This window comes from uncultured Clostridium sp. (genome assembly GCF_910588715.1).
Lineage (GTDB): Bacteria > Bacillota > Clostridia > Clostridiales > Clostridiaceae > Clostridium.
Genome location: NZ_CAJURG010000001.1, coordinates 62,469 through 80,076 on the forward strand (window position 1 = coordinate 62,469; position 17,608 = coordinate 80,076).

The following is a 17,608-nucleotide window of genomic DNA, read 5'->3' on the forward strand; positions in this document are numbered from 1 at the left end:
TTATTAAAGGTTAGGAGAAATTAAATGAATATATCACAAGATGTAAAATATCTAAAGGGTGTTGGCCCTAAATTGCTAGAAAAATTAAATAGATGTGGGATATTTACTATTTTGGATTTGCTTTTATATTTTCCAAGAGATTATGAGTTTTTAAGAAGTAATATTCCTTTTAATGAAATAAATGAAGATGATAAACAGGTATTAACTTGTGTATGCATGGGGATAGATAGAGATGTTAGGACTAAAACAGGAAAGGTATTAACTACTATAAGATTTAATTACTTAGGCAATTTAGTTTTAGGAAAGTGGTTTAATCAAGGTTTTGTAAAAGGTACATTTAAAATTGGTCAAAGTTATGATTTAATGGGAAAGTTTAAAAAAGTTAGTAATAGACTTGAAGTTATTAACCCTATAATAGGAGTTAAATTAGCTAAAGAAAATGAAATAGTACCTAAATATAGTTTAAAAGGTGATTTAACAGATAAAATGTTAATAAAGCTTATAGGACTTTGTTTAGAACAAATAAATATAAAAGATAATTTACCTAAATATTTATTAGAAAAATATAAAATGACTAATTTAGATTTTGCAATAAAGAATATTCATTTTCCTAAAGGAAGAAGGGAACTTGAATTATCTATAAACAGATTAAAATTTCAAGAGCTATTTACATATTCAATGAAATTATTGATGCTTAAAAAGAATTTAAAAGCTAAAAATGGAATTGAGTTTAAGTTAGTAGAAGAATTAAGAGATTTAAAAGAAGAATTACCCTATAGTTTAACTAATGCCCAAACAAGAGTAGTAAGGGAAATATTAAGAGATCAAAAAAGTCCATGGCCAATGAATAGATTAGTACAAGGTGATGTTGGAAGTGGGAAAACAGTAGTAGCCTTAATTGCTATGTTTAATGTTATTAAAAATGGATACCAAGCAACTTTAATGGTACCTACGGAAATATTAGCTAATCAGCATTATTTAGAGGCTAAAAAGTTGTTAGAGCCTTTTGATGTACATATTGAATTATTAACAGGAAGCACTTCTTTAAAAGAAAAAAGGCGCATAAAAGAACTTATAACTACAGAAGATCCTGTAATAGTAATAGGAACCCATGCTTTAATTCAAGAAGATGTGGATTTTAAAAATTTAGGGTTAGTTATAACAGATGAACAACATAGATTTGGAGTAGAGCAAAGAAGTAAGCTTATAAATAAGGGAAGACATCCTGATGTTATGGTAATGACAGCAACACCAATTCCTAGAACATTGGCTTTATATGTATATTCAGATTTAGATATATCAGCTATAGATGAATTACCACCAGGAAGAAAGCCTATAGATACAAGATTTTTTAATGAAAATGAAAGATTTTCTGCTTACGATTTAGCATTAAATGAAATAAATAAAGGTCGTCAAGTTTATATAGTATGTCCTTTAATTGAAGAAGATGAGGATATGAAATTAAATTCCGTTGAAAAATTATATGATGAATTAAGTGAAGGAATATTTAGAGGAATATCTATAGAAATTTTACATGGAAAAATGAAACCAAAGGAAAAGGATGAAATAATAAATAGGTTTAAGGAAAATAAAACAAAAGCTATAATTTCAACAACTGTTATAGAAGTTGGTGTTAATGTTCCTAATGCGTCTGTTATGATAATTGAAAATGCAGAAAGGTTTGGACTTGCACAGTTACATCAATTAAGAGGAAGAGTTGGAAGAGGTAGTTATGAATCTTATTGTATGTTAATTGCAAAGGCAAAAAGTGAAAATACTAGAAAAAGAATGGAAATTATGACTAAATCTACTGATGGATTTTATATATCTGAAGAAGATTTAAAGCTTAGAGGATCTGGAGAAATGTTTGGAAGAAGACAAAGTGGAGAGGAAGAGTTTATTTTAGCTAATATATATGATGATATAAATATATTAAGGTGTGCTAAAAGTGAGGCAAAAATATTATTAGAATCTAATGATGAAGAAAAAGTTAAGTTTTGCAATGAAGTAAAAAATTCTTTAGAGAGATGGAGTAAATATATTTGCTTTAATTAGATTAATTACCAAATTTTAATTATAGTAATCACTTAATATAACATAATAAAAAATTGTTAATAAATTAATTATATGTTAGAATTAGAATGTTAATAACAAAGGAGGAAATTAAATGAGAATTATAGCAGGCAAAGCAAGAGGACGTAAATTAATACCTCCATCAACTATGGAAACTAGACCTACTTTAGATAGAGTTAAGGAAGCTATGTTTAGTACAATACAAAATTATTTGTTAGATGCAGTAGTAATTGATGTATTTGCTGGAACAGGTAGTTTAGGATTAGAAGCAGCAAGTAGGGGGGCTAAGGAAGTATATTTAGTTGATAAAAGTCCAGTTACTTTTCCATTATTAAAAGAAAATATAAAAAATTTAAAGTTTGAGGATTGTTGTTTTCCTTTAAATATGGATTCTTATGAAGTTCTTAAGAACTTAGCTAAAAAAGGAAAAATAATGGATGTTATTTTTATAGATCCACCTTATTGTAGAGAAATGATTCCAGAAGCAATTAAGATTGTTAAGGAAAATAATATGTTAGCTGAAGATGGTATAATTGTAACTAAAATAGATTCTATAGAAGAAATTTATGATGGGTATGAAAATATTAAGTTATTTAAAAGTAAGAAATATGGTAATACAACTGTTTGTTATTATAAATATATTAAAGGTTAGTATGGGGAGAGCATTATGAGAGTAGCAATTTATCCAGGGAGTTTTGATCCTATTACAAATGGACATTTAGATATTATTACAAGGGGATCAAAGGTTTTTGATAAACTTATAGTTGGTGTTTTAGTCAATGTTGATAAGGTAGGGTTATTTCCTATTGAAGAAAGGGTAGAGCTAATAAAAAAAGTAACTAAGCATTTAGAAAATGTTGAAGTTGTAAGTTTTAATGGGCTTTTAGTTGATTTGGCTAAAAAAAATAATGCAAGAGTTATATTAAAAGGATTAAGAGCTGTATCAGATTTTGAATATGAATTTCAAATGGCATTGATGAATTCTCAATTAGATTCTAATGTGGAAACTTTATTTATGACTACATCTGCAGCTAATTCATTTTTAAGTTCTTCGTCAGTTAAGCAAGTTGCTAAATTTGGAGGAAATATTAATGGTTTAGTTCCAGATGAGATAATTGATGATGTTATTAAAAAGATTAAGGGATAGAAAGTAGGGGGATATTTTGGAAAAAACAGAATCAGATGTTATTGAATTATTAGTATATTTACAAGAGATGGTGGAAAGTTCACCAAAGATGCCGATTACAGGGAAAACAATTATTGATAAAAAAGAATTTAATGAAGTAATAGATCAAATAATTCATTACTTACCAGAGCAAATTAAAAGAGCTCAATGGGTTGTTAACGAAAAAGATAAAATTCTTAAAGATGCACAAAAGGAATTTGATAACATTAAAAAAGAAACAGTTGAAATAATGAAGCAAAATGTTGAAACTCATGATATAGTTAGAGAAGCTAAAATGAGAGCAAGTGAAATAATAGCTCTAGCACAAAGAGATGCTAAAGCTATTAGATTAGGTTCTAGAGAGTATTCAAATGAAATTTTAACTCAATTAGATGCTGAAATAGAAAAGCAAAGAGAACAATTAATAAAATGTATGCAAGAAAGTTTTGAAAAAGCAGCAAAAGAAATAGATACAAACTTAACACTAACTGGAGAAACAATTAAGGGGAATATAGCTGAATTAAGAATGATGTAGCTTTTTTATAAAGGAAACTATTAAAGTTAATATTAGTAAAAATAATAAAATTAATGATACTATTATCGAAATACTATAATTATTAATATTAGCTGTGGAAGTATAAGCTGTATATTGTATTGAAAAAATACTACTTATTATAAATGTTATAGCAAAGCTTATTATTCCTTGGATAAATTTTATAAAGCTATATTTTGCTATTGAAACATTATATTTATAAACAAATGAGCTTATTTGAGCTATTACTGACAATCCAGAAAAAGAGCAAATAAAGCTTATTATTGCTAATTTAAATGGAAGTGTTAAAGGTAAGGTTGTTATAAGCTTACAACCATTAGTAAATTCAACACTACCTAGAAAAAATCCATAAATCGAATACTTAGGAAGATTAAAAAAGTTTTCTATATTATTAAAAACAATGCTTATATAAGCATTGTTTTTTATTATGCTTATAATTATAGAAAATAGTATTACAAAAGCACCAACTTGTAATGTTGTATTAATTCCGTTATCTAAAGCATTTTTTAAAGCAGATCCAAAACCACTATTACTTTCAGATAGTTCATTTTTGATATTATTTTTAGATACATCCTTCATGGAAGAACGTTTTTTCCTTTTGTTAATTGTTAAAATACCTACAATTATAGGAGATAAATAGTTTGCTATAAGCAAAATAAAGCCTAGTTTTATATCACCAAGCATAGTAGCTCCAATTGAACCAACTATAAACATTGGGCTAGCATTACTTGCTATATTTAAAAGTCTTTCAAATTCATTTCTATCTATGTATCCCAAGGAATAAAGTTCACAACAATATTTACAGCCAAGAGGGTAACCACTTAAAAAGCTAGCAACTATTGGAAATGAAGAAGATTTTGAAAGTTTAAGGGGTTTGCAAAGAATTGGACCTAATATTTTTGAATATAATCCAACTCCATCATAGGAAATTAAAAGGTTACATATTACTGAAAAAGGAAAAATTGTTGGAATAATTGTTTTTACAACTAAACTTACACCAACTAATGAAGCATTTATACAACTTTCTAAATTATATACAAAAATAAAAATAAACATGGTTATTAAAATGCACATAAAATAATTGTGGTTTTTGTTAAATAGTTTAAAAAGTAGTAACAATAGAAAAAATATGATTATTAATAAAAAAATAATACTATACATGGTATTCGCCCTCCATCTATAGTATTTATATGCAGTATACATAAAGTATTATTAATATTTTATTATTGGACTTTGAAGATAATCATTATTTGGATTTACTTTATTATTTAAATTTGAGTAAGCAGCTGTGGCTTGTATATCAAATTTAAGCAAAGGATTGTTAGTAAACCTAGGTACTTTAGTAATAAGTGGAATACTAGAATTCTTTTTTATTAATGATAAAACTTCTTTCCCTATATTATTAAACCCTAAAATTCTTGAGTAAAGATTTTTTGAATCATCTATATTTAAAAAGTTTGAAGAATCAAGTCCTAAATAAATATGAGTTAAAATTCTTGAAATCTTACTATAAGTATATCTTTTGCTCTTTACTTTTAAAATAAAATCTTCATAAGAATTAGATAAAGTTATTTCTTTTATTATTTTATTTTCTAATCCTTCCTTTATTTCATAAAGATTGTTAAAATTTATACAGTTTGTTTGAATTTTATATTTTATAAATTTATACATATCATCATCAAAGACAAGAGGATAGTTTTCATCTTGCAATTTACTAAATATTTCATAAGATTTCTCTGGAATTAAGTTTTTTAAATTTTCTAAAGAACTTTTATTTTTTAATAACTCTCTAATTGAGGTAGCTGATGAAAAAGAATTAGAAATAATTTTATCATTATAGCTAGATCCTTCTCTTTTTAAAGTAAAAGGTTTGATTGTACTATTAAGTTTAAGTAGGGCTTTTATGTACTCTATACCTAAAATATTATTTGATGAAGTTATTATTTCATTTATTTCTTCACATTTTAAATATTCAATCAATGCTTTTTCACGAGCTTTTGCAAAGGTATCACCATTAGATAGATGGTTTTTCATTAAAGCTTTAAATTCTAAATTTTCATTAACTAAAACATTAGAGATTTTCATTAGCTTATTTATATCACCAGATTCTGAGCCGAAAAATAAATTGTTAACAACGCCAAGATTATTAAGAATTGAAACAGAACCTTTTGCAAAAAATTCAGCAGATGAAACTGCATAAAATGTAGGGAGTTCTATAACTAAATCTACTCCATTATTTAAAGCCATTTCAGCTCTTTTCCATTTATCGATTATAGAAGGTCCACCTCTTTGAACAAAATTACCACTCATTATACAGACAATAGCATCGGCATTTGTATTTTTTCTAGCTTCTTTTAAATGATAAAGATGCCCATTATGAAATGGATTATATTCAGTAATTATACCTGTAATATTCATATTTAAACTCCTTTTTGGGAAATATACAAATATTATAGCATAGAGAATAAAATCTAAAAGTCTTTTAATAATTTTTATTACACAATATTAATGTGAAGTAAAATTCAGAAAATTTATAATATAAAGAATTAATTTTTTAAGCAATTTAGGTATTGAAAAATATATGCTCATAGGAGTATAGTAATATTGAAGGTGAGACCGTACAAAGTCGAAAGGGGAAATTAAATATGGAACTTATGGATAAATTATGGAATGCGGCTAAGGAAAATAAGCAAAGAATAGTTTTACCTGAAGGGGATGAAGAAAGAACTATAATTGCTACTGAGAAAATTCAAAAATTAGGTTTAGCATTTCCAATCCTAGTTGGGAATGAAGAAAAAATATTAGAAAAGGCTAAAGAGCTTGGAGTTGATTTAACTGGTGTTGAAATAGTTAATCCGGATAAGTCTGAGAGACTTCAAGATTATATAGATGCATTTTATGAATCAAGAAAAAGCAAAGGTATGACTTTAGAAAAAGCGGATAGAATAGTTAGAGACCCGTTATATTTTGGAACAATGATGGTTAAGCTAGATGATGCAGATGGAATGGTATCAGGTGCCGTTCATACAACTGGGGATTTATTAAGACCAGGTTTACAAATAATTAAAACTTCACCAGGAGTATCTGTTGTATCAAGTTTCTTTATAATGATGGTACCAGGATCTAAGTATGGAGAAGATGGAATGTTATTATTCTCAGATTGTGCTGTTAATCCAAATCCAAACTATGAACAATTAGCAGCTATTGCTATAGCAACTGCTGATACAGCACGTAACCTTTGTAAGGTAGAGCCAAGAGTTGCAATGTTATCATTTTCAAGCATGGGAAGTGCTGACCATGAATTAGTTGAAAAGGTTAGAAAAGCAACGGAACTTGCAAAAGAATTAAGACCAGATTTATTAATTGATGGTGAATTACAATTAGATGCAGCTATAGTAGAAAGTGTTGCAGCTCAAAAAGCACCAAATAGTAAAGTAGCTGGTAAAGCAAACGTATTAATATTCCCAGATTTACAATCAGGTAATATCGGATATAAATTAGTTCAAAGATTTGCAGGAGCAGATGCTATAGGACCAATGTGTCAAGGATTTGCAAAACCAATTAATGATTTATCAAGAGGTTGTAATTCAGAAGATATAGTTAATGTTGTAGTATTAACTGCAGTTCAAGCACAAGCTCAAAATGCAAAATAGAAAAATTTAACAATTTAATAGAGGTGTTTAAATATGAAAATTTTAGTTATAAACTGTGGAAGTTCTTCGTTAAAATATCAATTAATTGATATGACAACAGAAGAATCATTAGCTCAAGGTTTAGTTGAAAGAATCGGAATTGAAGGTTCTGTTTTAACTCAAAAAGTTGAAGGTAGAGATAAATATATAGTAAAACAACCTATGGCAGACCACAAAGATGCAATAAGATTAGTTTTAGAAGCTTTAGTTGATGAAAAAAATGGTGTTATTTCTTCAATGGATGAAATTTCAGCAGTTGGTCATAGAGTTGTACACGGTGGAGAAAAGTACAATAAATCTGTTGTAATTAATGAAGAAGTTAAATCATATATAGAAGAATGCTTTAAATTAGCTCCACTTCATAACCCAGCAAACATGATAGGAATTAATGCTTGTGAAGAATTAATGCCAAATACACCAATGGTAGCTGTATTTGATACTGCCTTCCACGGAACTATGCCAGAAGAAGCATATATCTATGCTTTACCATATGAATTATACAAAAAACATGGAATAAGAAAATATGGATTCCACGGAACTTCACATAAGTATGTTTCACAAAAAGTTGCTGAAGTTATGGGGAGAGACGTTAAAGATTTAAAAATAATCACTTGTCATTTAGGAAATGGTGCAAGTTTATGTGCTGTTAAAAATGGTGTATCTGTTGATACTTCAATGGGATTCACTCCACTTGAAGGTGTTGCAATGGGAACAAGATGTGGTAATATAGACCCAGCTATAGTTACTTTCTTAATGAAAGAAGAAGGATTATCAGCTGATGAAGTTAATGATTTAATGAATAAAAAATCAGGAGTTCTTGGAGTATCAGGATTAAGCTCAGACTTTAGAGATATTGAAGATGGAGCATTTAAAGAAAAGAATCCAAGAGCAATATTAGCACTTAAGGTATTTGAATATAAAGTAAGAGCTACAATTGGTTCATATGCTGCTATAATGGGTGGAGTAGATGCTATAGTATTTACTGCTGGTGTAGGAGAAAATGGTCCAGAAACTAGAGAAGAATGCTTAAAAGGATTAGAATTCTTAGGAGTAGAAATAGATAAAGAAGCTAACAATGTTAGAGGTAAAGTAAGAGAAATATCTAAACCTGGATGCAAAGTTAAAGCTTTCGTTATACCTACAAACGAAGAATTAATGATTGCTAGAGATACTTTAGAATTAATACAAAAGTAATTTATATATAAGGCTTGACTTTTAATGTCGAGCTTTATATAATAAATTGTGTTTGAATTCAGTAAATTTTAGCGAGGAGTGAAATATTGCTTTAGCTCAAGCTGTACATAATGTATAATATACCTTAAGGGTATGAGGATTATATCCAGAGCTTAAGATATGTTAATTAATTTTTCAGATTTATTATCTAAAAAAAATAGAAAAAAACAAATATCTTTATCATTCGAGTTAGAACCATTTGAATTCGAAGGAGAAGAAATTAGAGCAATTGAAAAAGTTTCTGTAGAAGGAGTTGCAATATCAGAAAATGATGTTATAGTAATAAATGCTTCTATAAAAACAAAACTAAAGCTAAGTTGTTCTAGATGCTTAGATACCTTTATCTATCCAATAGATATTGATATAGAAGAAAGGTTTACAAACAATAAAGAACTTGATAGCGAGGAAATTATGTTTGTAGATGGTGATACATTAGATATTACCGAAATTATTGAAAATAGTATTATTTCAACCTTACCTATCAAAAGACTTTGCAAAGAAGACTGCAAGGGATTATGTTCTCAATGTGGTGTAAATAAAAATATTGAAAATTGTAGTTGTTTAGATTACGATGTTGATATTAGGCTTGCAAAGCTTAGAGAGTTGTTTGGGGAATAAGGAGGTGTAATAATGGGAAATCCAGCTAGAAAGACATATAGAGCAAAGAGAGATTCTAGAAGAGCTCAAACTTTTAAGTTAAGCTTACCAGGAATAGTTGAATGTCCACAATGCCACGAAATGAAGATGGCTCACAGAGTTTGTAAGAACTGTGGATTCTACAAAGGTAAAGAAGTAGTTGCTTCAACTGAAGAATAAAAGAAAGTCATATGACTTTCTTTTATTTATATATAGAAAAATATTAGGGGTGAAAGAAGATGAGAATTGCTATAGACGGTATGGGTGGAGATAATGCACCACAAGCAGTTATTGATGGTGTATTACAAGCTATTAAAGAATTTAATGATATAGAGTTTTTTATAACAGGACCAGAAGATATAATAAAAGAACAATTAAATAAGGAAAATTATAATGGAGATAAAATAACTATAGTGGATGCTAAAGAAATTATTTCAACTAATGAACATCCAGTTATGGCTATAAGAAAAAAGAAGAATTCAAGTTTGTGTAAAGCTTTAAATTTAGTTAAAGAAAAAAAGTGTGATGCAGTTTTATCAGCTGGAAGTACTGGTGCTTTTTTAGCAGGGTGTAATTTTATTGTAGGAAGAATTAAAGGGGTAAAAAGGCCTGCATTAACTCCAATAATGCCAGGTAAGAATGCTCCATTTATGATTGTAGATGCAGGAGCAAATGTAGATTGTAAGCCAGAATATTTAGTTCAATTTGCTCATATGGGTAGAGAGTACTATAAGGGTGTATTAGGAATAGAAAATCCAACTGTAGGATTAGTTAATATTGGTGCTGAAGAGGAAAAGGGTAATGAATTAACTAAGAATACATACCAATTATTAAAGAATGAAAAAGGATTAAAGTTTGTAGGGAATGTAGAACCTAGAGATGTTACATTAGGAGATACTAATGTTCTTGTTTGTGATGGTTTTGCAGGAAATACAATTTTAAAAATGTATGAAGGAACAGCATCTACTTTATTAAAGATAATAAAAGATGAAATTTTTTCTTCGGGAATTACATCAAAACTAGGAGCAGTTTTATTAAAACCTGTATTTAGTAATATAAAGAAAAAATTTGATTATAAAGAATATGGTGGAGCACCATTTTTAGGTGTTGATGGAATTTGTATTAAGGCGCATGGAAGTTCTGATGGAAAGGCTTTTAAAAATGCAATAAGACAAAGCAAACAGTTTTATGATAGCAAGGTTTTAGAAAAAATTAAGGAAGAATTAGAGCTAAAAGCTTAAAACAATATAAAAGTTTATTATTAATTGTTAAATAAAAGAAAAATAACTTTATTAAATGTTTTCATAATAAATATAAGTAATGTATATTGACGATAATAAAAATATATAATATTATCTAAATGGGTGTGTTTAGGAGGTGAAATAATGTTTGAAAAGATTAGAGAAATCATTGCTGATAAGTTAAGTATTAATGAAGACGAAATAACTATGGATTCAGCATTTTTAGAAGACTTAAATGCAGATTCTTTAGATATAGTTGAACTTATAATGGCTTTAGAAGATGAGCTAGATATGGAAATTCCAGACGAAGATGCAGAAAACTTTGTAACTGTTGGAGATGTAGTTAAATTTGTAAAGTCACATGTTGAGGAATAAATAAAATCCCGCAGTAATTTGCGGGATTTTATTTATAAATTTTATAAAAATCAAAATAGTTTATTCTTGAATTTGTTTAACATAAGCAAGTTGAAGAATAAACTTGAAGGAGTGTAAATTAATGAATAGTTTCTATCAGAGAGAAGCTGAGGATATAATAGGTATAAAATTTAATGAACCTAAGTTATTACTAACAGCTTTAACTCATTCATCCTATGCAAATCAGCATAGAGATGAAGAGTATAATGAAAGATTTGAATTTTTAGGAGATTCCATTCTTCAAGTATGTATTACTGAATATTTGTTTTTAAACTATAGAGAAAAAAGTGAAGGAGAATTAACAAAAATTCGTAGTTTAATTGTTTGTGAAAATTCTTTACATGAAATAGGAAAGTCTTTAAACTTAGGTTATTTATTAAGAATGAGCAAGGGTGAAGAGTTAACTGGAGGAAGAGAAAGGATATCGTTAATAGCTGATGCTGTAGAAGCGTTAATAGCTGCTATATATTTAGATAAAGGATTAGAGTTTACAAAGGATTATATTATTGCTAGATTTGAGGATATAATAAAGCGTGCAATAAATAATGATATAATACTTGATTATAAAACAAGATTACAAGAGCATCTTCAACAAAACGGAGAAATTTCTATAGTATATGAACTAATTAAATTTGAAGGTCCTCCACATAGAAGAAAGTTTTATACAAAGCTTATTATAGATAATAACGAATTTACTTGTGGTGAAGGTTATAGTAAAAAGGAATCAGAGCAAAATGCAGCAAAGGCTGCATTAAAGATTTTGGAGGATAAAAATGAGTAAAAGTTATTATATAATTCCTGTTTTTATTTCTCATCAAGGATGCCCTCATCAATGTGTTTTTTGTAATCAAGATAGGATTGCTGGAAAATATGAAGAAGTTTTTGCAAGTGATGTTAGAAAAATAATAGATGAATATTTAAGTACAATAAATAGTAAGTGTGCTACTATTGAAGTATCATTTTTCGGTGGTACATTTACTGCAATTAATGTTAATAAACAAAAAGAACTTTTAGAAGTTGCTAGAGAATATAAAGAAAGAGGATTAATACATAAAATAAGACTATCAACAAGACCAGATGCTATATTGCCATATATATTAGGATATTTAAAGGAATATAAGGTTGATATAATAGAACTTGGAGTTCAATCATTAGATGATGAAGTTTTAAGAAAAGCTGGTAGAGGACATAGTGTTAGTGATGTAGAAGCTGCATCTAAGCTTATTAAAGAAGCAGGATTTGTTTTAGGACATCAAATAATGCCAGGATTACCTGGTGATAGTTTTGGAATTGATATAGAAACTACAAAAAAGTCAATTGAGATGAAACCTGATATATGCAGAATATATCCATCATTAGTAATTAAAGATACTCCAATGGAGGATATGTATATTAGAGGAGATTATGTGCCATATTCTTTAGAAGAAGCTGTATATATTAGTGGTGAAATGTTAAAGTTATATAATGAAGCTAAAGTTAAAGTAATTAGAATTGGATTACAACCAACAGATACAATTACTACAGGAAAGGATATAGTAGATGGACCTTTCCATCCAGCTTTTAGGGAATTAGTAGAAGGACGTTTAATTTGTGAAACTTTAGATAAAAAGTCTCCAAAAGAAAAAGATATTATAGTTGAGATAAATGAAAAAGATATTAGCAAATTATACACTAATAAAAAACAATATTTTAAGTCTTTTTTAGATAATAGAAAAGGGAAGGTATATGTTAATACCAATAATAAAGTAAAAAGGGGCAAAGTTAAATTAACAATTATAGATAAAAGAGAAGAATTTAAGATATAATTATAAAGTTTAAATTTTAGAAATCAAAAGAATGTAAATTAAAATGACAAGAGACAAAGATAATATAACAAGATAAATATATTCTTGTGTAAGTGCTTTGAATCTTGTCATTGTTTTATTGATATTTTTTTAGCTTTGCTATAAACTAAATAAAGAATGGAGTGAGGGTTATTATGAAAGCAAAGACAAGAGAAAAAATGATATATATAATTACTGTTTTTATGCTTATAGTATTTTTATTAAGTTTAGTACCAGCTTTTATATAAAAGATAAGGAGTGTATTTATGTTTTTAAAATCACTTGAGATACGTGGATTTAAATCTTTTGCAGATAAAACTGAGTTAAGATTTAAAGGAGGGGTAACTGCAGTTGTTGGTCCTAATGGTAGTGGAAAAAGTAATGTTTCTGATTCTGTAAGATGGGTTCTTGGAGAGCAAAGCGTCAAAAATCTTAGAGGTGGAAAGATGGAAGATGTTATTTTTTCAGGAACACAATTTAGAAAACCTTTAGGATTAGCTCAAGTTTCTCTTACTTTAGATAACTCAGATGGAACATTATCAACAGATTATAATGAAGTAACCGTAACTAGAAGAATATTTAGATCAGGTGAAACAGAGTATTTAATTAATAATCAAAAATGTAGATTAAAAGATATTACTGAATTATTTATGGATACAGGTATAGGTAAGGAAGGATATTCTATAATTGGACAAGGTAAAATTGATGCAATATTAAGTGGTAAGCCTGAAGATAGAAGAGCTTTACTTGAAGAAGCTGCTGGAATAGTTAAATATAAATCTAGAAAAGAAGAAGCAGAAAAAAGGCTTGATAATACTGATAGTAATTTAGTTAGAATTAGAGATATAATAGCAACTTATGAAGAAAGACTTGAACCGTTAAAGGTTGAAAAGGAAAAAGCTGAAAAGTATAAAGTCTTAGCTGAGGAACTAAAGGTAAAAGAAGTATCAATATTAGTTAATAATATTGATAAAATATCAAAGGATATTGATATTTTATCTAATGAAATAGAAAAAAGAGAAAAATCTATAGAAGAAAAAAGAGAAAAGTTTAAGATTCATAAAAGTATTTTAGATGAATTACAAGATAAGATAGAAAATATAGAAAATAAAAGTAAATTAGAAAAAGATGAATATTATACAAAGAAAGAAGAGTATACAAATCATATAAGGGATATTGATCTTTTTAAGGAAAGAATTAATAACTTTAAGTCTTTAATAGAAAAAGAAGAAAATGAAATAAAGCTTTTAAAAGAAAATTTAGAAAAGGTTAACTTAGAAAAAAGGGATTTAGAAGAAAAGTTAAATGAAAGAAGTAAAGAAAATAGTGAAAAGGCTTTAGAAATTAAAAGTGTTGAAAGTTTAATTGATGAAATAAGCACAAAAATTAATAAAATTGAAAAAGAGCTTAGTATTTTAAAAAATAATGAATTTGAAATTATATCTAAAAATTCTGATATTACTAATAAAATTCAAAGCTTAGAAAAAGAAATAAAAGAAAAGAGTTATACACAAGAAAATTTAGATAAGTCAATAGTTACCTTAGAGGGAAATTTATCTATTAATATAGGAACTATTGAAGAAGTTAAGGCAATGCTTATAAATGCAAAAGATAATATTTTAAAATTAGAAGAAGAAATAATATTAGTAAAAAGAGAGTTAACAAAAACTCATTCACTTTTAAATAGTCAAGATAATAAAATTAAAATATTAGCTAAAAAAATCAATGAATCAGAAGCTACTCATAATACTTTAGAAAATTTAGAAAAGCATTACGAAGGATATAATAGAACTGTAAAAAACTTAATGGAACATGTTGCAAAAGGAAAAGTTTTTGGAGTAAAAGATATTAAGGTTCTTGGTGAAGTTTTTGAGGTAGAAAAGAAATATGAAGTTGCTATAGAAATAGCTTTAGGTGGAGCAATTTCTAATGTAATAACTATTAGTGATATTGATGCTAAAAATTTAATTTCTTATTTAAAAAGTAAAGGCTTAGGTAGAGCAACCTTTTTACCATTAAATATTATTAAAGGCAAAAAACTAGAAGTACCTAATGAAATTAAATCAGCTAAAGGGTATATTGGAGTTGCTTCAGATATTATAAAATATGATATGAAATATAAGGGAATTATAGATTATAATTTAGGAAGAACTATAATTGCTGAAAATATGGACTATGCTATTAATATATCTAAAATTGCTAAGCATAATTATAAGATAGTTACATTAACTGGTGAGGTAATTAATCCAGGTGGTGCATTAACTGGAGGTAGCATTCAAGGTAAAAGTGTTAATCTTTTAGGAAGAAAAAGAGAAATTGAAGAGTTAGCAGAAAATATAATAAATCTAAAAGATGAGTATAATAATGAAGTATCTAAGTTTAATGATATAAAGGTAAAAATAAAGTCTTTAGATGAAGAAATATTAAATAAGAGAGAAGAAGTTCATAGTAAAAATATAGAGTTAACAGTATTAGAAGGAGAAATGAAAAATCTTTTAAGTGACAAAGATAAATTAAATAAAAATATTGAAAGCTCTAAGAAGCAAAAAGATGAAAATAACAATATAATTAACTTATTAACAGAAAAATTAAAAAATAAAAAAGATGAACTTGATAAATTAGATGTTAAAAGCTTTGAGAGAAAAGAAAAGGTTAAATTAATTGAAGAGGAACTTTTTAATAATAATAATGAAAGAGATTCTTTAAAAGAAAAATTAGTTAATTTAAAAGTTAATAATGCAACTTTAGAAGAAAGTCTTCAAAACCAAAAAAGTCAAATATCTTTTAAAAACTTAGAAATAAAAGAAAAAGAAAATAAAATAGCAAATTTACAAATTGAAGTTTCTAATAAGTATAGTAGTATTACAGCTTTATCTGAAAATGTGAAAAGTAAAGAAGGTATATTAAAAGAAATAGAAAAGAGAGTTTTAGAACTTGAAAATTCATTTAGGGAAGATGAAATAATTAAAGCAGAGCTTAAAGAAAGTTATAAAGCTAAGGAAAGCGTAACTAGCGAAGAAATAGAAGTAATAAGAATAGAAGAAAATGAATTAAATAAAAAATCTATACAATATGCTAAAATAGAAAGTGAGCAAGAAGCTTTTTATAATAGGTTAAATAGTGAGCTTAATTTAACTCTTGCTGAAGCAAAAGAAATAGCTGTTAAGATAGAAAATATAAATAAAATTAAAGATGAAATTCTTATATTAAAATCAAAAATAGCATCTTTAGGAACAGTTAATTTATCTGCTATAGTTGAATATGACGAGGTATGCGAAAAGTATGAATTTATGTCTTCCCAAGAATTAGATTTACAAAAAGCTAAAGAAGAGTTAATGGAAGTTATAAATGAAATGACTATTCAAATGCAGGAATTATTTAAAGAAAACTTTAAGGTATTAAATGAAAATTTTGGTGAAACCTTTAGAGAATTATTTAAAGGTGGCCATGCAGAACTTATTTTAGGTGGAGAGGATATTTTAAATTCTAATATAATTATAAATGTTGAACCACCAGGAAAGAAGCTTCAAAATATAAATTTAATGTCTGGTGGAGAAAAAGTTTTATCAGCAATAGCTTTATTATTTGCAATATTAAAAATGAAACCAACTCCATTTTGTATACTAGATGAAATAGAGGCAGCTTTAGATGATGCTAATGTTTATAGATATGCAGAGTTTTTAAAAGCCTTTGCAAAAAACATTCAATTTATAGTAATAACACATAGAAAAGGAACAATGGAAGCTAGTGATGTGATGTATGGTATAACCATGGAAGAAAAGGGAATATCTAAAGTAGTATCAGTAGATTTGTCTAAAAATTAGGAGGAAATAATATGTTTGGTAAATTATTTAATAATCTTAAAAATGGATTAACAAAAACAAGAAATGCATTAACAGATAAAATAAATGAGGCTTTAAATTTAGCTGTAACAATTGATGAAGATTTATATGAAGAATTAGAAGAAATACTTATTATGGCTGATATAGGTATGGATACTACTATGGAAATCATTGAAAGATTGAAAGATAAAATTAGAAAAGAAAAAATTAATGATGTTGAATTAGTTAGACCAGCTTTAAAAAGTGTAATTGCTGAAATGATGATAGATGACAATAAAGAAAATACCGAAGAGAAGTCTGGGAAAGAAGTTATTTTAGTAATAGGTGTAAATGGAGTTGGGAAAACTACTAGTATAGGTAAATTAGCTTCAATGAATAAGAAAAAAGGCAAAAAGGTTTTATTAGCAGCTGCTGACACATTTAGAGCAGGTGCTATAGATCAGTTAGTTGTTTGGAGCGAAAGAGCAAAGGTTGATATTGTTAAGCATGAAGAGGGTTCAGATCCTGCAGCTGTTGTATTTGATGCTATTAATGCTTCTAAATCAAGAGGTGTAGATTTACTTATATGTGACACAGCAGGAAGATTACACAATAAGAAAAATTTAATGGATGAATTAGGGAAAATAAATAGAGTAATAGATAGAGAACTTAGTGATGCAAATAAACAAACTTTATTAGTTTTAGATGGAACAACAGGACAAAATGCAGTAATTCAAGCTAAGCAATTTATGGAGGTATGTCCTATAGATGGTATAGTTTTAACTAAACTTGATGGAACTGCTAAAGGTGGAGTTGTAATTTCTATAAAAAACACTCTTAAAATACCTGTTAAATATATAGGTGTAGGGGAAGGTATTGAGGATTTACAAGAATTTGATGCAGAAAGTTTTGTAGAAGCATTATTTTAAGTTGAGATTAATTTTTTTATAGATAAAA

Annotated in this window: 16 protein-coding genes; 14 read left to right on the forward strand and 2 right to left on the reverse strand. The window is 27.2% G+C overall.

Annotated elements, in window-relative coordinates; genetic code table 11:
• Nucleotides 1-24: 24 nt before the first annotated feature.
• The 4 genes from recG to QZ321_RS00330 all read left to right on the forward strand — a co-directional run bounded on the left by recG (nucleotide 25) and on the right by QZ321_RS00330 (nucleotide 3,773).
• Complete coding sequence (gene recG / locus QZ321_RS00315) at nucleotides 25-2,055, forward strand: ATP-dependent DNA helicase RecG (protein WP_291748032.1); 2,031 nt, start codon at nucleotides 25-27, stop codon at nucleotides 2,053-2,055.
• 112 nt (nucleotides 2,056-2,167) lie between these two features.
• Complete coding sequence (gene rsmD / locus QZ321_RS00320) at nucleotides 2,168-2,725, forward strand: 16S rRNA (guanine(966)-N(2))-methyltransferase RsmD (protein WP_291748026.1); 558 nt, start codon at nucleotides 2,168-2,170, stop codon at nucleotides 2,723-2,725.
• 15 nt (nucleotides 2,726-2,740) lie between these two features.
• Nucleotides 2,741-3,220, forward strand: a complete 480-nt coding sequence (gene coaD, locus QZ321_RS00325) for a pantetheine-phosphate adenylyltransferase (RefSeq protein ID WP_291743449.1) — start codon at nucleotides 2,741-2,743, stop codon at nucleotides 3,218-3,220.
• A 16-nt stretch (nucleotides 3,221-3,236) separates the two neighbouring features.
• Nucleotides 3,237-3,773 carry an ATPase gene (locus QZ321_RS00330; RefSeq protein WP_294195910.1) on the forward strand — a complete coding sequence of 179 codons (537 nt, stop codon included), beginning with the start codon at nucleotides 3,237-3,239 and terminating at the stop codon, nucleotides 3,771-3,773.
• Here the strand turns inward: QZ321_RS00330 and ylbJ are convergent.
• Nucleotides 3,759-4,994: a sporulation integral membrane protein YlbJ gene (gene ylbJ, locus QZ321_RS00335; protein WP_366665120.1), complete on the reverse strand. Its 1,236-nt coding sequence runs from the start codon at nucleotides 4,992-4,994 to the stop codon at nucleotides 3,759-3,761. The genes QZ321_RS00330 and ylbJ overlap by 15 nt on opposite strands.
• A gap of 9 nt (nucleotides 4,995-5,003) precedes the next feature.
• Complete coding sequence (locus QZ321_RS00340; RefSeq protein ID WP_291743821.1) at nucleotides 5,004-6,209, reverse strand: nucleotidyltransferase; 1,206 nt, start codon at nucleotides 6,207-6,209, stop codon at nucleotides 5,004-5,006.
• Between the two features lie 227 nt (nucleotides 6,210-6,436).
• Between QZ321_RS00340 and pta the strand changes: the two genes are divergently transcribed.
• The 10 genes from pta to ftsY all read left to right on the forward strand — a co-directional run bounded on the left by pta (nucleotide 6,437) and on the right by ftsY (nucleotide 17,580).
• Nucleotides 6,437-7,444, forward strand: coding sequence for a phosphate acetyltransferase (gene pta / locus QZ321_RS00345; protein WP_291743819.1), 1,008 nt, complete (start codon nucleotides 6,437-6,439; stop codon nucleotides 7,442-7,444).
• 33 nt (nucleotides 7,445-7,477) lie between these two features.
• On the forward strand, nucleotides 7,478-8,677 hold the full coding sequence (locus tag QZ321_RS00350) for an acetate kinase (RefSeq protein WP_291743816.1): 1,200 nt from the start codon (nucleotides 7,478-7,480) through the stop codon (nucleotides 8,675-8,677).
• Between the two features lie 159 nt (nucleotides 8,678-8,836).
• Nucleotides 8,837-9,334 (forward strand): DUF177 domain-containing protein, encoded by a 498-nt coding sequence (locus QZ321_RS00355; RefSeq protein WP_291743815.1) that lies wholly within the window; start codon nucleotides 8,837-8,839, stop codon nucleotides 9,332-9,334.
• Between the two features lie 12 nt (nucleotides 9,335-9,346).
• Nucleotides 9,347-9,532, forward strand: a complete 186-nt coding sequence (rpmF, locus tag QZ321_RS00360) for a 50S ribosomal protein L32 (protein WP_005213472.1) — start codon at nucleotides 9,347-9,349, stop codon at nucleotides 9,530-9,532.
• A gap of 59 nt (nucleotides 9,533-9,591) precedes the next feature.
• Nucleotides 9,592-10,593, forward strand: a complete 1,002-nt coding sequence (plsX, locus tag QZ321_RS00365) for a phosphate acyltransferase PlsX (protein ID WP_291749745.1) — start codon at nucleotides 9,592-9,594, stop codon at nucleotides 10,591-10,593.
• A 144-nt stretch (nucleotides 10,594-10,737) separates the two neighbouring features.
• On the forward strand, nucleotides 10,738-10,968 hold the full coding sequence (gene acpP, locus QZ321_RS00370) for an acyl carrier protein (protein WP_133014202.1): 231 nt from the start codon (nucleotides 10,738-10,740) through the stop codon (nucleotides 10,966-10,968).
• Between the two features lie 121 nt (nucleotides 10,969-11,089).
• On the forward strand, nucleotides 11,090-11,788 hold the full coding sequence (rnc, locus tag QZ321_RS00375) for a ribonuclease III (RefSeq protein ID WP_291749740.1): 699 nt from the start codon (nucleotides 11,090-11,092) through the stop codon (nucleotides 11,786-11,788).
• Nucleotides 11,781-12,812 (forward strand): radical SAM protein, encoded by a 1,032-nt coding sequence (locus QZ321_RS00380; protein ID WP_291749738.1) that lies wholly within the window; start codon nucleotides 11,781-11,783, stop codon nucleotides 12,810-12,812. Before rnc ends, QZ321_RS00380 begins: the two co-directional genes overlap by 8 nt.
• Nucleotides 12,813-13,096: 284 nt before the next feature.
• Nucleotides 13,097-16,654, forward strand: coding sequence for a chromosome segregation protein SMC (gene smc / locus QZ321_RS00385; RefSeq protein ID WP_291749735.1), 3,558 nt, complete (start codon nucleotides 13,097-13,099; stop codon nucleotides 16,652-16,654).
• 11 nt (nucleotides 16,655-16,665) lie between these two features.
• Nucleotides 16,666-17,580, forward strand: coding sequence for a signal recognition particle-docking protein FtsY (gene ftsY / locus QZ321_RS00390; protein WP_291749732.1), 915 nt, complete (start codon nucleotides 16,666-16,668; stop codon nucleotides 17,578-17,580).
• Nucleotides 17,581-17,608: the final 28 nt, after the last annotated feature.